Source organism: Arenibacter lacus (assembly GCF_008711145.1).
Taxonomy (GTDB): domain Bacteria; phylum Bacteroidota; class Bacteroidia; order Flavobacteriales; family Flavobacteriaceae; genus Arenibacter; species Arenibacter amylolyticus.
In genome coordinates, this window is the sequence record NZ_VVIN01000019.1 from 1 (window position 1) to 15,679 (window position 15,679).

Below are 15,679 nucleotides of genomic sequence, written 5' to 3' on the forward strand. Positions count from 1 at the left end.
TAGCACGACATGCGCTTAAAAAGCCCATCACTGGGTGAATCACCAGTAATGAACTGCGATATTTTCACAGGAGGTGTTGGGCGTTCCCCTACGGGTCGGGCTATCCGCTACAAGTCCTCGCGCGTTCCTCGCTGCGGGCTTTTCACTACTATCCCTAACGCGGGGATTCAGGAAACAGGGAGTATGGGAATACTAAGAAGCTTTCTTGGCACATGGATGTGCCTGGCCCTTATAACTTGAAATAGTAGGTAGCAAATTCCCAAATTAAGCATCCCTCTTCCAGGTCTTAAAAATTCGGGTAAGATTACGATTGGTAGGATAGGAACGTTGCTTGGTCATATTGTTAAAAATCAAGGCGACGATCAGTAAGATCAAGGTTCCAGACAACACTGGGGACAACACATAAAAATAACCCAAGGCCTTTAATTCTGCCGATCCCGATACGGCAATAAGCGCAGTAGCTCCCCCAGGGGGATGGAGGGTTTTGGTCATCTGCATAACAATAATGGAGGTGGCTACGGCAAGAGGAGCCGTAATCCATAGAATATCCGGAAATAGCTTAAAGATGGTCACCCCAATTATGGCAGATATGATATGTCCGCCTAGGAGGTTCCGCGGTTGTGCCATGGGACTTTGGATAGCGCCAAAAATAAGCACACTGGAAGCGCCAAAAGAGCCGATAAGAAAGATGTGATCTACCTTGTTTAGTGAAGAGGATTGCAACAGAGCAATGAGTCCAATGCCAAAAAACGCTCCAATGAAGGACCAGAACTGCTCACTAAAATCTACTAAGGTTTCCTTGTAGATAACGTACCTACTGATGCGTATGTTTCTTTTTAACTTTTGTCCAATTCTTTTTCCCGCTACTTCCTTAATCACTAATACCCTAGAGTTAATGTTTGCTACTTAGGAAGGGGGTTGCTGGTTATTATTTAAAGTCTCCACAAATAAATAAAACACAAGCTCCAAACAGACTTCCCCCTACCCTACCAATTTGCAAAGGTAGTAAGTAGTAGTGTCTAAGGCATTTGTTCCACGATTTGAAACACATTTGCTGGTGACTGTGAAATATGGGACAGGGGTGGGTAGTTTGGAGAGGCAGTTAATTAACCAACAGCCATTTTAGCGGATGTTTTCCATAGGTATTGAGGAAGAGGCTCGCTTAAATGCCAATTTATACTTATTGGTTTAGTACCATAATAATCCTGAATGCTACCCTCTCCTACAAACACATACCCCATAGTATTTCCAAACTCATCTTTTGCTTTTTCACGAACAAAAAGTAAAATCTTTTTATTGAGTTTCTGATGATGAATATATGTTAAACCTTTTCCTTTATCAGCTCTTGTTTTATTTTGACTTTGCCAATGGAAAAGCGTCTCACTAATTGCATAATCATTATACATTGTGGTAGGCGAGAAGTCTTCTTCAGATTTAATAAGGTCTATAAACAGTACTTCGGTATTAAGTGTTTTATTCTCAGCCACACCTTCTCTATTAGTAGATTTCTTATTAAATGTACTAAGCCCGAAAGCTGCCAAAATTTGGTCTCTAGTATACCTTGAATGTAATTTTAAAGGTTGCTTATATGGTAGTTCAATATCTATTTCTTTGAAATTAATTTTATCAAGAAGAATCTCTAATACTTCAATAATTTCCTGAACCAACACTTTATTTTTTCCAATGGCTTCAACACTTTCATTTAGTGATCCGAAACCTTCAGAACCTTTCCAAACATCGTAATGCAACATCAACAACATTACTTTTTCCTCTTCATTAAATAATCTGAAATCAGGCTTAAAGTTCTCTTTTGCCAGCTTTAATAAGAACCGAAAGTAGCTAGTGGAATTAGTTGACAGCCATTTTTTAAGAATTGTAGATACAATTTCTTTCTCGTTGAGCCTAGCAAAATCTTTGTGTTTTCCAGCCATATGAAGAAGCCTACTCCAACTCCCCCTTTTATAAATTGTCTGCAGGTTCAGATTGTTGAAGGATATGAAATTAGCCAAAGTAAGCGGCAAAGTTGTTTGATGTTCAAAATTCCGAATCTTTTGAATTAGCTGCCTTTTATTTACGTTAGTTGCAGCAATTATATTTTCCAGAATACTATTCTTTGCCTTTTTTTCTAGAACAATAGAGCATCCTAATGGTAAGTGCGGGAAGTTGTCCTCAATTTCTTTTAGAACAGGAGATGTCGTTTTACCGATTAAGGCCCTAAATTTATTTTCAAAATTATATTCGGGTCTGGCATTAGCAACAAAATCCAACACTGTTAAACATTCTTTGCCCTCAGATAATCTAAGTCCTCTTCCTAGCTGCTGAAGAAAAACTGTTAAACTTTCCGTGGGTCTTAAGAAAAGCACGGTGTCTATTTCAGGAATATCAACTCCTTCATTAAAAATGTCAACAACGAATAAATAGTTGATTTCTTTATTTCGCAACTTTCTTCTAATATCTTCTCTTTCTCTTGAGTTTTCACTTGTTAGATAATGAGCTTTTAAATTAGCTAAAGTGAATTTTTCTGCCATGTATTTTGCGTGCTCAATAGTCACACAGAAACCGAGAGCTCTTACATCATTAATATCTCTTAAATATTTATCTGCATTGCTAATCACTTCTCCCACACGTCTGTCATTAGCTAAATACAATTTTGTTAATTCGCTTGGCACATATCTTCCATTTTCCCAACTAACTTTAGACAAGTCTACGCTATCAGAAATTCCGAAGTATTGAAATGGACATAGAAGCTTTCTGTTTAAGGCTTCGGGTAATCGAATTTCAGCAGCAATTCTATTACAGAAATCGTCTAAAATATTTTCATTATCCATTCTCTCAGGAGTAGCAGTCAACCCTAAAAGAATTTTTGGTTTAAAATGATCAAGGATAGGACGATAACTTGAAGCAGCGATATGATGCACTTCATCAATAATGATAAAATCATAAAATGTAGAACTTAAAGAAAGTGCTTCGATTCTATTTCTAAAAGTTTGCACGGATGCAAATACAAAATCGAATTTATCTGGTTGCATACCATCCACCCAAAATTCACCAAAATTATTATCTTTTAAAACCCCTCGAAAGGTTGAAGCAGCCTGGGTTAAAATTTCTTTTCGATGTGCTACAAATAGAAGTTTTGCTGATTTATTTTCTTGTTTAAACTTTTTATAATCAAAAGCCGAAATAACAGTCTTCCCTGTTCCAGTTGCTGCAACCAAAAGATTTTTATGTCGGTTGTGAACAGTGCGCTCAACTTCCAATGTTTCCAATATCTCTTTTTGATAGGGATAAGGCTTTAAGTCGAAAAAGGCTAAATTGCCAATACCTTTTTGAGGTATTTTCCCGGATTTTAAGGAGCTAATGAGTTTTTCAGAATGAATCTTGTCATTAAATAATTCGAATTCATCATTTTGCCAGTAAGCCTCAAATGTTTTTTGAAATTTATCAATGATGTATCCAACCTCCTTAGTTGTTATTTTAAGATTCCACTCCAAACCATCTGTTAACGCAGTTCGTGAAAAATTTGAAGAACCAATATAAGCTGTGTGAAAGCCTGAATTCCGATAAAAGAAATATGCTTTTGCATGTAATCTCTCGTTACCTGTATTATATGAAATTTTAACTTCAGTATTTGGAAGGCTTGATAATAATTGGATTGCTTTATAATCTGAAGCGCCCATATACGTAGTAGTGACTACCCTTAACTGCCCACCTCTTTCTGTAAAATCTCTAAGTTCCCTTTCAAGAATCCTTATTCCTTTCCATTTAATAAAAGACACGAGTAAATCCACTCGGTTTGAAGACAAAATCTCTTTTTTCAATTCACTTTCTAAAGACAATCCGACGTTGCCTCCAGTAAACAACTCACTGTGTGTTAGCCTTGTATATGGAGTTATTTCTTTTAGATGTAATTCTAAATCCGAAAAATGAGCATCTGTTTTTTCGAAAACCGCTTTTAGAATTCGCCCTTCAATTTCAATAAGGTCACCTTCAATAAGGTCCATATCTACTTCCTCTTTTAAAACCCCAATAATTTTATTAGCAATCTTTATCTGGTTTTCAATTGCATGTTCACCCTTAATTAATGAGAGCGCATAACCAATTGTACTATTAAGGTGTTTAGAAAGAACTTGCGCCGCTTCCTCTTTGTCAATTGCAGTATCTTTTATATAATATTGACTTGTGCTGAGACTTTCAAGCTTGGAGGCGACTATCTTGGTTATTAACTGCTCATAAATACCTTCAACCATCACACAAATGTTTTTAACTTCTCAATGAAGGGTATGTCAGCTTCAGCTAAATCATAATTTTTTAAATTTTCAAATCCTACAAACTTGAAGTCTTTATGTTCTAAAAGTTTAATTTCACCTGAAATATAATCACATAAATAAGCAGTTAATTTTATTTTGAATGTACCATAGTCGTGAATGTTAGAAGATATTCTTTTAAGGGGAAGTATTTCAATATTTAATTCTTCTTTAATCTCTCGTACGATAGCCCGCTCCTCGTCCTCTCCATTATTTAACTTACCTCCAGGAAATTCCCATTTCAAAGGCAGTTTCATTTCTTCACTTCGTTGCGCGATTAGAATTTTATCATCTTTTAATATTACAGCACAAACTACTTCAACCATTATTATAATACTTTGTATTTATTTAGTTTTAGAATATTCCAAGTGATTAAGCCTCACTATTCCTTTCGAAATCTATGAATAATTTATATGCTTTCGTAAATGAATATTTACTGTTTGAATATTTGCTAGCTTCTTAAGTCATTTGGACGATATTCCCATCCATGACCTTAATCAAATTTATTCCACTTGCATCTTCAGCATACATTAAAGCCGTAGTGCTTTTTACTGCTAATAACACATTCAAAACTTCAACTGAACAAGATACCCAAATTATGTATATCCATTACATTTCCATCTAACTGGAAATCTTACTTAATAAAAAAAATTACCGATTTAAGCAGTTTTAATTTACATAGTAACTCATAAAAAAGATACCTACTCAAACACCACATCCATGTCAAAAAATTTGGGATCGTGAGTGATCTCATAGAAGTTGCCGGAGATTTCCACGCCTTTAAAATCGGATAGCACCCGGGCATTTTTATTGTTAATGGATTTTATTTTGTACGGGAAGGTGCACCTGTTTTTAAAGCGTACCATATCTACCATGGGACTGTCTGGGGTAATGGTACTGTCCTTTTCCTTTTCTTGTCTTTCCAAGGCTTCCGGACTTAATCTTACGGTAAAGCCCTCCCTACTAAAGGTGGTAATAAAGGAGTCGTTAAAATCCGGGAACGGACTCTTATCTCCCGCATCTGCTTCTTCATCCCCTTGGGCGGACTTTAAGTCCTTTTGTAAGGCTCCGCTAAACATATCGAGCTCCTTAAATTTCTGGCCCTTCAACTTTTCCCCATAAGCTTGTAGATCTGCCTGGTCCGTAAACGCATAGTTGAGTTTCATCTCCAAGGTACTGGTCACCGTATCCGATTTCACATAGAGACTAAATGGCTCCAATTCCTTTATTTTTTCCTGCCCCTCCTTGCTTAGCTTAGAAATACTATCCCACTTCATTTCAATAAAATCGGCGAAAACCAACAAGGTATCTATTTGCTGGTTACCCGATTCCTCCTCCGAGTTCAACCCCAACTTCATCATTTCAGATAAATCAAACCCAAGGCTATAGGTGCCACCGCCCTGGGAGTTAAAATTAGTTTCCAGAACTATTTCACAACTGGTGAATAAGGTTATTACACCTAGGAAGGCGATAATCTTAAGGATTTTCATAGGTAGTTTTTTGGTTGGTTTATGTGGATAGACCAAGGTTCAGGCTATATGATTAAAGGCTCATTAGTGCCCTCTTGGAATCCACCACAGTTCAGAAAAATATTACAAAAAAGCGCTCTACCAAATATCCTATTATAAGAACACTTGATAGTGCGCATTTTTTAGCTTTTCTAACATTCTAAGCCGGCGACATTATAACTCGGAACGCGCTTTGGTTCCAATTATCACTTTTTAGCCTTTTTCTCCCGCTTTTCTGCCTTTTTCTCTTTAGCTGTTTTAGCAGGTTCTTTTTTTTACATTCTTCTTTGCGTCTTGCCCCTTAGCCATGATGTGATTTTTAATTATTTTTTTAAATACCAACAGTCTATCTGTTAGCACCCTTAATTTTCCTGAAGTACTTAGCATACAACAAATCTTACTTGTTGAAGGCCATAATTCCACTATCCAATATACTCATAATAAGCTTAGCTTGTATAAATATTATTTAGACACCGAAATCCTTAAATAAGCAGTTAATCATTCCTATTATTAAGGTCTATACTTCACCGGATTTTATTAATCTTTTATCAAAGCTACGCACTAGGAAGTGGGCAACTTATATCAGGGGCGTGCACCAATCTCAAAACTCAACACTTTGTACTTTATACTAAAAAAGATCCCTCCGCTTTGCGCTTGCAGGCAAACCACCTCCCTTTCAAAAAGGGAGGAGCTTTTGTTCTTTTTTTTTCATGGAGCTTTTATCTTAATAATTGGGAATTATCCACCGACAACCTGCTTACTTACTGCTGACGACTATTCCAAATTTAATCCTCCCTATTAGCCGAAATTTAAATACTTTCTGTCATTTAGAAATGCCCCCTTTTTCTGGGCGATTGAGAAATCACACTCGATAGGCCAGGGTGCTATAGGGTTAACAGCTTAGATGATTTTCAAGGGATGAAAATCTTAGGTGTCTTTTCTCTATTTAATGAAGCCTCAACTGCCTGCCAGAACGGTTCTATCGGGCGGGCACGACAACTGACAAACCTAATCTATCCACCGATTACCGCTCACTACAATAACTACTGCAACTGCACACTGAAGACTTCACCGTTCTCAATACTAAGTACTTTATACTTTGTAATCAATACTATTTCAATCCCTCCGCTTTGCACTTTCAGGCAAACCACCTCCCTTTACCCAAAGGGAGGAGCTTTTGAAATTTTCTTCTTAGTAGTGGTCAACTTATATCAGGGACGTACAAGTCTGCTTTCTGTCCACCGATTACCGCTCACTGCAATAACTACTGCAACTGCACACTGAAGACTTCACCGTTCTCCATACTCAGTACTAAGTACTTAGTACTAACAAAAAACCAACCACAGTTTCCCATGATTGGTCTTTAAATTATTTTGTACAATGTGGTTTACCTAAACCCAAAGTTTACCCCTACGGTGAGGTTGTTGAACTCTGCAAAGGTATAATCTGCATGCAGTCTAAAAAAGCCTAGCTTCAGTCTAGTACCCAAGGTAGCCGCCATGCCGCTTACTTTATTGGAAAAAGCAAAGGGATCTACGTAAGTTTCTGATTGAAATGGCCCCGATTGCACTCTATAGGTTCCTAATACATCCGTGGTAGAGGTACCGGAAACATACCCAATACCTCCATAAAAATTAATGATCTTTAGTTTAGTGGCCGCAATCGCTTGAAAATTCCACACATTCATATCCACCTCCAAGCGTTGATTTTCCCCATCCACTACATTGGTATTGGTAAAATCATAGGTGCCGTCCATATGCGTGTATCCTATCACTGCAGATATGGCCACAGGCAATACCTTGTCTGCAGGCAACCACTTAGTAAATTCTTGTTGTAGACCTATTCCGTACAACCCAAGCTGCACCTCATCGGTATTTACCTTAGGTAAGAATCGGGCTTTCACTTCCAAACCTTTTACCAGGCCTACCCCTACCTGCAAAAATCCGCTTGGGATAAAATTGATCCCCTCCGAGGAGAGTCCGGTAGGAAGATCAAACTCTTCCCTGGTCGTGAATCCCATGAACTCACCCTCTACATACACACCGATCCCTTCTAAATCTCCCAAAGCGGTAGAAACCATTTTGGAAGTACTTCCATCCTGGAACTTTAAATTCTCATAATCGGCAGTGTTCAGTAAAAAAGTCTTTTTACTGTCCTTAAAGGAGGTCATATTTCCAATGATCGAAATCTCAAATCCGCCTAAAGGCTTAGATTCGGCCGTATTGTACCACCCATTTGCCAAACTGTACAAGGCGCCTTCTGAGACCGGGGCCAGATAGTTATCGGTAAATTTTTCGGCATCCTTTACACCCGCTGCCAACACTTCATTTACGTTTGACTGGGAGAATCCAGCAAAACCTAAAAACAAGAATGCACTCGCAATCACATATTTCATATCCATTATTTTTTTCCCAAAAATAAAAAACTCGCACATATAGTGCGAGTTTTTGTTGTGAAATGCTGTAATCTTATACGTCTATGTTCGCATAAGCGGCATTCTTCTCAATAAATTCACGTCTTGGTGGAACTTCATCCCCCATCAACATAGAGAATACCCTATCCGTTTCAGTTGCATTATCAATATTAATCTGTCTTAGGGTCCTAAATTCCGGATTCATAGTGGTATCCCACAACTGCTCGGCGTTCATCTCCCCCAGACCTTTATATCGTTGTATACCTACGCCACCTCCAAATTCCTCGGCAATTTCATCGCGCTCCTCATCGGTCCAAGCATAACGTTTTCTACTACCTTTTTTAACCATATATAATGGCGGAGTGGCAATATAAACGTGGCCACCTTCAATTAGCTCCCTCATATACCTAAAGAAGAAGGTAAGAATTAGTGTTTCAATGTGGCTACCATCCACATCCGCATCACACATGATTACTACTTTATGGTAACGTAGCTTTTCTAGGTTAAGGGCTTTGCTATCTTCTTCAGTTCCAATAGTTACCCCCAATGCGGTGTAAATATTCTTAATTTCCTCATTTTCGAATACCCTATGAGACATGGCTTTCTCTACGTTCAAAATCTTACCTCGCAGTGGTAAGATAGCCTGAAAGTTTCTGTCCCTACCTTGTTTGGCGGTACCCCCTGCCGAATCTCCCTCCACAAGGAATACTTCACACAAGGAAGGATCTTGCTCCGAGCAGTCGGATAGTTTTCCTGGAAGGCCTCCAATGCTCATCACGGTTTTACGCTGTACCATTTCCCGTGCTTTGGTAGCGGCATGCCTTGCCTGTGCAGCCAAGATCACCTTTTGGATAATGGTCTTGGCATCGTCCGGATGCTCTTCCAAATAATTGGTCAGCATTTCGGAAACAGCCTGACTCACGGCAGAGGATACCTCACGGTTCCCCAACTTGGTCTTGGTCTGCCCTTCAAACTGAGGCTCTGCAACCTTTACGGAAACAATGGCCGTTAACCCTTCCCTAAAGTCGTCCCCCTGAACCTCAAACTTTAATTTATCTAACATCCCGGACTGGTCTGCATATCGCTTTAGCGTAGTGGTTAGACCTCTTCTAAAGCCAGATAAGTGCGTACCCCCTTCATGGGTGTTAATGTTGTTCACATAGGAATGCAAATTCTCATTATAAGAAGTGTTATAGATCATGGCCACCTCAACTGGAATATCGTTTTTCTCGCTTTCCATGGCGATCACATTCTCTATAATGGGCTCTCTATTGCCGTCCAAAAACTTTATAAACTCCTTTAGACCTTCTTCAGAAAAGAATCGCTCACTAACAAATTCTCCATTTTCATCTACCTGTCTTTTATCGGTAAGTGTAATGGCCAACCCTTTGTTCAAGAACGCCAATTCGCGCATTCTGTTAGACAAAGTTTCGTAGCTATATTCTACCGTCTGGGTAAAAATAGTATCATCAGGAGTAAAGGTAACGATGGTTCCCCGGTAATCGGTTTCCCCAATCCTTTTAACGGGATATAGTGGCTTTCCCTTACTATATTCCTGCTCCCAAATAACTCCGTCCCTATGAACGGTGGCTTTAAGGTGGTTCGACAAGGCATTCACACAGGAAACCCCCACCCCGTGGAGACCACCGGAAACCTTATAGGAATCCTTGTCGAACTTACCTCCTGCACCAATCTTGGTCATTACCACCTCCAATGCAGAAACGCCTTCCTTCTTGTGAATATCTACCGGTATCCCTCTACCGTTATCCTTGGCAGTTATAGAATTATCTTCGTTTATAGAAACCTCTATCTCATCGCAGTAACCTCCCATTGCCTCATCAATGGAGTTGTCCACTACCTCATATACTAAATGATGCAACCCTCTAACACCCACATCCCCAATATACATGGAGGGACGCATCCTAACGTGTTCCATTCCCTCTAGAGCCTGAATACTATCTGCTGAATAATTATTCTTTTTTAGCTCCTCGTTTTTTGCTTCTTCGCTCATAAATTTATACTTATTTCATTATAATTTTAGCAATCCTACAAATATAAGCAATACCCCCTAAACTATAAGGCCCATCTGGGTTTTAGTTAGCAAGTTATCAACAAAAAATGTGTAAAACCATGCGATTTCCACGACTTAGTGGCTCCAAGGCGAAAATAAGGGCTATAAGCTGCGCTAAGAGCTTTCTGGAAAAGTGAAGCGCGTGATCTAATAAAAACAATTAAGACAAGCAGAAATCCCCATATATTCTAATTTAAGGCAACGTTTAGCCCCCTAAGGTGCCTTTATTTAGTTTTAGAAGGAACCATGGGGTGCTCCAGATATACACAGGGATTTGAAAGCGTAGCAGGGGAATCCTGGAAACCTTGTAGAAAGATGGGGAGATTTTACAAATGAATAAAGCGCCCCTTCCCCAAAGCTAATTGGTATAAGTGGGCGCTTCCCAGCATTAATTAAAATAAAAACTAATTTAACCGAATTGAATTATGTTACCTAAAGGCAGGCAGGTAATTACGATCACTTTCCGATGCAACCCAAACCTACATCAAGCTTCTTATTTAACATAGGCATCGGCGTGGACTTTGGCCACTGCCCTACCCGATGGGTCGTTCATGTTTTTAAATGCCTCATCCCATTCCAAAGCAATTTTAGTACTACACGCCACCGAAGCTTCCTGCGGTACACTCAATGCAGCGGTATCCGAAGGGAAATGCTCCTCAAAAATGGAACGGTAGTAAAACTCCTCTTTGGAAGTTGGCGTCTGAATAGGGAACCTGTATTTGGCATTGGCCAATTGTTCGTCTGTCACCTCATTTTCCACCATTTCTTTTAGGGTATCTATCCAGTTGTAACCCACTCCGTCCGAGAACTGCTCCTTCTGTCTCCAAACCACACTTTCGGGTAACATATCCTCAAAAGCCTTGCGAAGCACCCATTTTTCCATGCGCTCCCCGTTAATCATTTTATCCTGTGGGTTAATCCTCATAGCTACATCCATAAACTCCTTATCCAAGAAGGGCACCCTGCCCTCTATGCCCCAAGCAGCCAAGGATTTGTTTGCCCTAAGACAATCGTACATATGCAGCTTATCCAATTTCCGCACCGTTTCTTCATGGAAATCCTTTGCCGAGGGCGCCTTGTGGAAATAGAGGTATCCTCCAAAAAGTTCATCTGCACCTTCCCCGGAAAGCACCATTTTAATTCCCATACTCTTTATCACCCTGGCCATAAGATACATGGGCGTAGAAGCTCTAATAGTTGTAATATCATAGGTTTCTAGCTTATAGACCACATCCTTAATAGCATCTAAGCCTTCCTGAATGGTAAATTTTATCTCATGGTGTACCGTTCCTATGTGATCTGCCACTTTTTGGGCGGCCGCAAGATCCGGAGACCCTTCCAAGCCCACAGAAAACGAATGTAATTGAGGCCACCAAGCCTCTTTAGTATCTCCGGATTCCACTCGCTTTTGGGCATATTTCTTAGCAATGGCCGAAGTAATGGACGAATCCAATCCGCCAGACAATAGCACCCCGTAAGGCACATCGGACATTAATTGCCTGTGTACTGCAGCTTCTAAGGCCTCTTTTACTTCTTGTATACTGGTTTGGTTCTCCTTTACCGCATCGTATTCCATCCAATCCCTGGAATACCATCTTTTTAATTCTCCATCCTTACTGTGTAAATAATGTCCCGGAGGGAACAATTCTATCTTACTACAAGTCCCTTCTAATGCCTTTAGTTCCGAAGCCACATAAAAGGTACCATGGATATCCCAACCTATATATAAAGGGATAATTCCCATATGGTCTCTTGCAATAAAGTACTCGTCCTTTTCCGAATCATAAATAGCAAACCCAAAAATCCCGTTCATTTCATCCAAGAAATCGGCTCCCTTTTCTTTGTACAAGGCCAAAATAACCTCACAATCAGATTCGGTCTGAAAGTTATATGTACCCTCAAACTGCTTGCGCAGCTCCCTATGGTTATATATTTCACCGTTGGCGGCCAAGATCAACTTCCCATCTTCACTTAACAACGGCTGCTTTCCGGATGCAGGATCTACAATAGCCAAACGCTCATGCGCCAAAATAGCCTTATCATTGGAATAAATGCCACTCCAATCCGGTCCTCTATGTCTAATTTTCTTGGACATTTCCAAAATCTGAGGTCTTAAGGCCTCAGTACTTTCCTTTACGTCAAAAGCACAAACAATTCCACACATAACTTATTTTTTATTTCAATAATAAAGCAAATATCCCCCATAACTATAAATTATAAAACATATAGGGAGGTTTTACTTACAATTGAAAACTAAAATCCCGACTTTAATTGCAATCAACAACATCAACCAATGCTTTCTCATTGCAAAGGGATCATTTTGTAAGTTGTCTAAAAAAAGTAGGTTTTAGTATTCATATTAATGGAATACTGCCTAAATTTGAGAATCGCAAAAACATTAATCATGAAAAACATTTTTACAACTACCATTATGGTGCTTGCCCTTTGCTTTAGTTCAGCGGCAACGGCACAAAAATTTAGCGGATTGGACAAAAGTCCGGCCGACATTGCTTCCTACCCTTCCGATTATAAAGTCTCTAACAAGTTGGTTAGAGTTATCTATAGTAGGCCCCAGCTGAAAGGAAGAGCTATCTCCGAATTGGCACCTGCCGGGAAAGTATGGCGTACTGGAGCCAATGAAGCTTCCGAAATAACCTTCTACCAAGATGCTACCGTAGCAGGGAAAGCCGTTCCAGCTGGAACCTACTCCCTGTTTACCATACCAGGTGAAAAGGAGTGGACCGTAATCCTGAACAAGAACTTAAATCAATGGGGTGCCTATTCCTACCAAGAAAGTGAAGACTTACTCCGCGTACCTGCAAAAGTAAGTAAGGGATCCGAAACATTGGAAGCCTTTTCCATCGCCTACCAGGACATGAAAAAGGGGACTCACTTAGTGCTAGGTTGGGGAAATACACGGGTATCGCTACCTATAGAATTTTAGGGGTAGCTACTTGTCATTATTATAAAGACCGAAGTACCTGCTTCGGTCTTTATTATTTTTATATCCCGCAACCAAACACTACGCCACTAACAGGACACAATTGAAAAACCTGCATAACCGCCCTATAGTTATTAAATCTTAACTATTGCACGTATTTTTGTATTATGGTCAAGGAATTCATACGATTATCTTCCCTGTATTTTAGAAGCTCCTACTTTTTCCGCGCCCTCAAATTTACTTTGGCGGCATTATTTCCTTTGGTCACCCTTGGATTATTAGGTTACTCAGAAATTGGGATACCATTAGCCATTGGGGTATTCTTAAACGCCCCTAGCGACATCCCTGGAAGTTTAAAAAGAAAGGTCTACGGCATTCTTATCAGTAGCGTCCTTACCATGGGCGTTAGCTTTATAGTTAGCCTTTCTAATCCCCACTATTGGTTGCTGCTTGCTGTAATTTCCGTGCTAACATTTTCCATTTCCCTTTTGGCTGTCTACGGATTTAGGGGTTCTCTGGTTGCCTTTTCCGGACTCTTGGCAATGATCCTGAGCCTAGCGCACGGAGTCACGAGCATTCCCCTATGGCTACATATTTTATTGATTGGGGTGGGCGGACTTTTTTATCTCTCCGTCTCCCTACTGACCCATAGAATAATACCGAGAAAGGACGAAGACCAATTACTTTCCGATACCCTGAGCCTTACGGGCGATTATCTGGAAGTGCGGGCAAAGCTCCTAACCGAAACTACAAAAAGGGATCAGCTATTACGGAAGCTGTTTACCCTTCAGTCAGACATCAGCGAAAAACACGAGGTATTAAGGGAACTCTTGCTTACCAAAGCGAAACGGGGCAAAAAATCCCATTCCGATGAAAAGCACCTGCTAATCTTTATCTCCATGGTAGACATCTTGGAGCTGGCCTTGGCCAATAGCTTGGACTACCCCAAAATAGACAGCTTATTTAAAGGTCATGAAAAACGATTGGATGCCTTTAAGGAAGTAAACCTCGCCTTTAGCAGCCACCTTAAAAAGGTAGCGGAGTGCATGATTACCAAACAAGGCATCCCTTCCAAAGAACCCATGATCCGAGCGCTCACTACGGCAAGTAAAGCCATTGGAGATTTTGTAGAGCAGGTGGGAACGCCCCATGCCCAAGAGGGCGGTATCATTTTAAAAAACCTCTATGATTACCAGACCTTACAATTACAAAAAATACGGACAGTTAGGCGGGCATTGACCAATGTTAGGAAAGAATCGCAACTCTCCATAAAAAGCAAACACGCCCACCAGTTTATCACGGATCAGGACTACGGTTTTAATATCATCTTGGAAAACCTAAGTTATAAGTCGCCCATTTTTAAGCATGCACTGCGACTTACCACCGCCATTATCATTGCTTATATTTTTGGGACGGCCCTTGGTATAAAAAACACCTACTGGATCTTACTGACCCTTATTGTGATAATGCGACCCAATTACGGACTCACCAAAGAACGATCAATAAACAGGACCATTGGCACCCTAATTGGCGCGGCTATAGCCACCCTCATTATACTACTCACCCAAAACACCATTGTTTATGGGGTTCTTGCGGTCTTGTCCTTACTGGTGGCCTTCTCCCTAATTCAGCAAAACTATCGTTCTGCAGCCGCTTTTATTACCATCAATATTATATTTGTTTATTCCCTACTCACGCCTAACGCTTTTGAGATTATTCAATACCGGGTGTTAGATACCTTTTTGGGGGCAGTGTTGGCACTCATTGCAAATTACCTTTTCTGGCCCAACTGGGAGGTAATGAACCTAGATAAAATTCTAACCAAAAGTATACGTGCCAACGCCAACTACTTATTTGCTATCCGACATTTATACCGAACCAAAGAGACGGCAGACGTACAGTATAAAGTACCAAGAAAAGAGGCTTTTTTATCGGTAAGCAATTTAAATGCCGCCTACCAACGAATGTCCCAAGACCCTAAATCCAAACAAAAGTCTTCAGATTTAATTTATGAAATTGTAGCACTCAACAACACCATCCTCTCTACCTTGGCGTCCCTGGGTGCCTTTATACAGCACCACAAAACCACGGAAGAATCGGTACACTTTAAAAAAATTGTAGAGCATATTGGAACTACCCTGGAAAACTCTGCCAAGGAAATTGACCAAATTGACATTCACCCCAGCAACCTGCCCGAGAATATAGACACCGCCAAAGCAAATCTAAAATCCTCCTATGAAAGTTTGATAAAAGAGCGGGAAGCAGAGTTACAAAGGGGACAGATAGCCCTTGAAGAAGAAATGCTTAACAACCTACAGGAGGCACATTTAATCTACAACCAGCTCATATGGCTCAAGGATTTAACCGAAAAGCTAGAGGTCGCCGCTCAAAAATATAGACATCGGTGCGCCGCCTAGGCACACCAAGGTCTAGATTCAGGTA

At 40.1% G+C, this 15,679-nt stretch carries 9 protein-coding genes; 2 read left to right on the top strand and 7 right to left on the bottom strand.

The features are described 5' to 3' along the window. Nucleotides 1-264 precede the first annotated feature (264 nt). The 7 genes from F1E73_RS07750 to asnB form a co-directional block, all read right to left on the bottom strand. Complete coding sequence (locus tag F1E73_RS07750) at nucleotides 265-879, bottom strand: HPP family protein (RefSeq protein WP_223883388.1); 615 nt, start codon at nucleotides 877-879, stop codon at nucleotides 265-267. A gap of 227 nt (nucleotides 880-1,106) precedes the next feature. Next, on the bottom strand, nucleotides 1,107-4,247 hold the full coding sequence (locus F1E73_RS07755; RefSeq protein WP_150451583.1) for a DUF3427 domain-containing protein: 3,141 nt from the start codon (nucleotides 4,245-4,247) through the stop codon (nucleotides 1,107-1,109). Further along, a complete protein-coding gene (locus tag F1E73_RS07760; protein ID WP_150451584.1) occupies nucleotides 4,247-4,630 on the bottom strand; it encodes a (deoxy)nucleoside triphosphate pyrophosphohydrolase in 384 nt (127 codons plus the stop codon). The genes F1E73_RS07755 and F1E73_RS07760 overlap by 1 nt, the downstream gene beginning before the upstream one ends. A gap of 375 nt (nucleotides 4,631-5,005) precedes the next feature. Continuing rightward, nucleotides 5,006-5,794: a hypothetical protein gene (locus F1E73_RS07765; protein ID WP_150451585.1), complete on the bottom strand. Its 789-nt coding sequence runs from the start codon at nucleotides 5,792-5,794 to the stop codon at nucleotides 5,006-5,008. Nucleotides 5,795-7,199: 1,405 nt separating this feature from the next. Next, the gene (locus F1E73_RS07770) at nucleotides 7,200-8,207 is read right to left on the bottom strand and encodes a DUF6588 family protein (protein WP_150451586.1); all 1,008 of its coding nucleotides are present in this window, start codon (nucleotides 8,205-8,207) and stop codon (nucleotides 7,200-7,202) included. Nucleotides 8,208-8,280: 73 nt separating this feature from the next. After that, complete coding sequence (gene gyrB / locus F1E73_RS07775) at nucleotides 8,281-10,236, bottom strand: DNA topoisomerase (ATP-hydrolyzing) subunit B (protein ID WP_150451587.1); 1,956 nt, start codon at nucleotides 10,234-10,236, stop codon at nucleotides 8,281-8,283. A 553-nt stretch (nucleotides 10,237-10,789) separates the two neighbouring features. Next, a complete protein-coding gene (gene asnB / locus F1E73_RS07780; RefSeq protein ID WP_150451588.1) occupies nucleotides 10,790-12,460 on the bottom strand; it encodes an asparagine synthase B in 1,671 nt (556 codons plus the stop codon). A 240-nt stretch (nucleotides 12,461-12,700) separates the two neighbouring features. On the opposite strand from asnB, the gene F1E73_RS07785 reads away from it, so the two are divergent. Beyond that, on the top strand, nucleotides 12,701-13,240 hold the full coding sequence (locus F1E73_RS07785) for a DUF2911 domain-containing protein (protein ID WP_150451589.1): 540 nt from the start codon (nucleotides 12,701-12,703) through the stop codon (nucleotides 13,238-13,240). Nucleotides 13,241-13,479: 239 nt separating this feature from the next. Further along, nucleotides 13,480-15,654: an FUSC family protein gene (locus tag F1E73_RS07790; RefSeq protein WP_223883389.1), complete on the top strand. Its 2,175-nt coding sequence runs from the start codon at nucleotides 13,480-13,482 to the stop codon at nucleotides 15,652-15,654. Nucleotides 15,655-15,679: the final 25 nt, after the last annotated feature.

Bases quoted from the DNA above. Each gene is read 5' to 3' on its own strand.
- asnB (WP_150451588.1), bottom strand. From the start codon at position 12,460: ATGTGTGGAATTGTTTGTGCTTTTGACGTAAAGGAAAGTACTGAGGCC.
- gyrB (WP_150451587.1), bottom strand. From the start codon at position 10,236: ATGAGCGAAGAAGCAAAAAACGAGGAGCTAAAAAAGAATAATTATTCA.
- F1E73_RS07760 (WP_150451584.1), bottom strand. From the start codon at position 4,630: ATGGTTGAAGTAGTTTGTGCTGTAATATTAAAAGATGATAAAATTCTA.
- F1E73_RS07785 (WP_150451589.1), top strand. From the start codon at position 12,701: ATGAAAAACATTTTTACAACTACCATTATGGTGCTTGCCCTTTGCTTT.
- F1E73_RS07770 (WP_150451586.1), bottom strand. From the start codon at position 8,207: ATGAAATATGTGATTGCGAGTGCATTCTTGTTTTTAGGTTTTGCTGGA.
- F1E73_RS07765 (WP_150451585.1), bottom strand. From the start codon at position 5,794: ATGAAAATCCTTAAGATTATCGCCTTCCTAGGTGTAATAACCTTATTC.
- F1E73_RS07755 (WP_150451583.1), bottom strand. From the start codon at position 4,247: ATGGTTGAAGGTATTTATGAGCAGTTAATAACCAAGATAGTCGCCTCC.